Source organism: Streptomyces aureus (assembly GCF_001418135.1).
Taxonomy (GTDB): domain Bacteria; phylum Actinomycetota; class Actinomycetes; order Streptomycetales; family Streptomycetaceae; genus Streptomyces; species Streptomyces aureus_A.
In genome coordinates this window covers 1-2815 of the sequence record NZ_LIPQ01000372.1, presented here as the reverse complement: position 1 = coordinate 2815, position 2815 = coordinate 1, and the positions used below count along the sequence as shown (strand labels likewise).

The window sequence follows — 2815 nt, the reverse complement described above, 5'->3', positions numbered from 1 at the left end:
CCACCCAACCCCGCCACGACACCTGAGTCCCTGGACGAGCCTGCCCCCGAACCCGCGCCGGAACTCACCGTGGAACGGGTCCCGGAACCGGCTCCCGAGCTGCCGCCGGCCGACCCCGCACCGAAGGAAGCACCGCCGGAGCCTGCTCCGTTGGCCCCTGGGGCTTCGGTGCCGCCCGCGCTGCTCGACCACGCCCGGAAGATCGCAAACGCCCATCACGCCCAGACCGGTGCCCCGATCGACGCGGCCACCCTCCGCGCCCGCCTCGGCATCCCCGCACCACTGGCCGACTCCATCGCCCTCCAACTCACTTGACCAGAAAGGAGCAAGACCCGTGCGCCCGAACCGCTTCCACAACGTGACCCGGATCGGCCCGGTGCAGGTCGGCACCCACCGCGACGGCCGGGGCCGCACCAAGCACACCGCCGTGTGCACCGCCCCGCGCTGCGACTTCTCCGCCGACTACAACACCCGCGCCGCCGCCGAACTCGCCGCCAGCACCCACCGCTGCAACCCCCGCTGACCCGAAGGAGACCCGCGTCATGGACGTTCCGCTCTGGCTCGCCCTGATCGTCGTCGGCGGCCTCGGAATCAAGCTCATCCGCCCGCCCTGGTGGCTCGTCGCCGTACTCCTCCTCGGCGGCTACCTCCTCGCCGACAGCCTCCTCGCCCCCGTCATCGACACCACGATCAACCAGTAGGGAGACCCCGTCATGCTCCAGCCCCGCATCCCGGTCAACCCGCTCCCGACCGGCCACACCATCCCGGTCCACAAGCCCACCCCCGTGACCGACATCGAGCCGACCCAGGTCGCCGCCCCGGTACCGGTCGTCCCCGCCCGGACCACGGTCCAGCTCACCCCTGGCAGCGCGCTCGCCCTCGCCGCCGGCGGTGGCGCCGTCGTCCTGGTCGTCGGCACCGTCCTCGTCTCGATGCTCCTCGCGGTCGCCATCACCGGCGTCTCCATCGCGGTCATCGCCGTCGTCCTGCGGCTGCTCGTCCGCGACATGCAGAGGGGCCGGTGACCCTCATGGACACGCAGACGATCGCCGCGGCTGGCTTACCGGCACTCGGCTGGGCCCTGCACGGCGGACTGCTCTGGCGCCGCCTGGCCACCGCCCGCCGCGACCCCCTCACCGGCCTGCACACCCGCGCCGGATGGACCACCCGCGCCGAACACCTCCTGGCCAAGCACCCCAGCGCCCTCGTCCTCCTGGTCGACCTGGACGACTTCAAGGCCATCAACGACACCCACGGCCACGCCGCCGGAGACGCCGTCCTCACCGCCACCGCCCAGCGGCTGAGCGTCTGGTGCGGACGCCACGGCATCGCCGCTCGGCTCGGCGGAGACGAGTTCGCCGCCATCGTCACCGACCCCGGCCACACCGCCGGCCTCTTCGCCCTGCGAATCGCGCTGGACGAGCCCGTCACGCACAGGGGTCACGTCCTGCCGGTCTCGGCCTCCGTCGGCCACTGCCACCGCGATCAGCTGCCGGTGCCGACCCTCACCGACGCCCTCTCGGCCGCCGACGCCTCGATGTACGCGGCCAAGGGCCACGGCAGGCGCAACACGCGCTAAGCGGCCCCCGGGACGGCCTTGGTCGCCAAACTTCCGCCGCCCCGGGCGCCTGAACACCCTCCAGATCCACCGGACCCGAAAGGGAGTACTCATCATGTCCCAGACCACCCCGCGCGTCTGCCGAGACTGCGACGGCTTCGCCACCGCCACCATCACCACCGGCCTCCCCACCGCCGACGGCACCCGGGACACCATCCCCGTCCACTGCCCCACCTGCCGCGGCCTCGGCCACACCGTCCCCGCCGCCCTCGCCTCGACCGGGCGGTGACCGACATGAACGGTCTCTCCGTCTCCGGTCACCTCAAGCCGGACACCCGCTTCCGCGTCACCCCGTTCCCTGACAGCGGCCGCCCCTTCGTCAGCCTTCGCATCGAGGGCGACAGCATCGAAATCGCACTTCTCGTCTCTCCCGGCTCGGCCGCCGCGCTGCGAACGCTCGCCTCCGCTGCCATGGAGGCCGCTGCCGCCCTCGACAGCCTCTCCATCAATGCTGCGGGTGTGAGGGGAGACGCCGCGTGATCGACTCCGCCACCGCGGCGGGCCTGGACCCGGCCACCCTGAGCGACCTGCTCCGGGTGGCCGGGTCCCCCGGCTTCGACCGCCTCACCGAACAGATCCGCCGCACCCAGGGCTGCACCGCGCCCATCCGCCTCACCGGCGGCACCAAGACCCTCGACCCCGCCACCCGCACCGTGCTCCACGCCTACACCACCGACGCCGAACCCGACGGTGTCCTGCGCGTCGCCTGCGGCAACCGGCGGGCCTCCCGCTGCCCCTCCTGCGCCTGGACCTACGCGGGCGACACCTACCACCTCATCCGCGCCGGACTCGTCGGCAACCCGGACAAGGGCACCCCGGAGACGATCCGCGACCACCCCCGCGTCTTCGCCACCCTCACCGCCCCGTCCTTCGGCCCCGTGCACAACCGCCCCGGCACCCGCCCCTGCCGCTGCGGGAAGCAGCACCAGGAGGACGCGCCCGAACTCGGCACCCCACTCCACCCCGACAGCTACGACTACGCCGGAGCCGTGCTCTGGAACAACCACGCCTCCGAACTCTGGCGGTACTTCACGATCTACCTCCGCCGCGAGATCGCCGCCCGTGCCGGCCTCACTCAGAAAGCCGCCCGCGAACAGTCCCGCGTCTCCTTCGGCAAAGTCGCCGAGTACCAGAAACGCGGCGCTGTCCACTTCCACGCCGTCATCCGCTTCGACGGCCCCCAAGGCCCCCACACCC

7 protein-coding genes and 1 pseudogene are annotated in these 2815 nt (G+C 72.5%); all 8 read left to right on the top strand.

Annotated features, from left to right (window positions below; all coding sequences use genetic code 11):
- Positions 1-315: pseudogene (locus AOK00_RS27715) on the top strand (DUF2637 domain-containing protein); the annotation flags it as partial.
- A gap of 19 nt (positions 316-334) precedes the next feature.
- Entirely contained in the window at positions 335-523 is a 189-nt protein-coding gene (locus tag AOK00_RS27710) for a mobile element transfer protein (RefSeq protein WP_055602987.1), read from the top strand.
- A 19-nt stretch (positions 524-542) separates the two neighbouring features.
- On the top strand, positions 543-701 hold the full coding sequence (locus AOK00_RS38620; protein ID WP_107097479.1) for a hypothetical protein: 159 nt from the start codon (positions 543-545) through the stop codon (positions 699-701).
- 12 nt (positions 702-713) lie between these two features.
- Positions 714-1025 (top strand): hypothetical protein, encoded by a 312-nt coding sequence (locus AOK00_RS27705; RefSeq protein WP_055602986.1) that lies wholly within the window; start codon positions 714-716, stop codon positions 1023-1025.
- 5 nt (positions 1026-1030) lie between these two features.
- Entirely contained in the window at positions 1031-1579 is a 549-nt protein-coding gene (locus AOK00_RS27700) for a GGDEF domain-containing protein (RefSeq protein WP_055602988.1), read from the top strand.
- Between the two features lie 94 nt (positions 1580-1673).
- Positions 1674-1847, top strand: a complete 174-nt coding sequence (locus AOK00_RS39515) for a hypothetical protein (RefSeq protein WP_173861647.1) — start codon at positions 1674-1676, stop codon at positions 1845-1847.
- A 5-nt stretch (positions 1848-1852) separates the two neighbouring features.
- Entirely contained in the window at positions 1853-2098 is a 246-nt protein-coding gene (locus tag AOK00_RS27695) for a hypothetical protein (RefSeq protein ID WP_159041863.1), read from the top strand.
- Positions 2095-2815 (top strand): replication initiator (locus AOK00_RS27690; protein ID WP_367870060.1); only part of this gene is annotated, 721 nt, incomplete at its 3' end. The genes AOK00_RS27695 and AOK00_RS27690, both read left to right, overlap by 4 nt.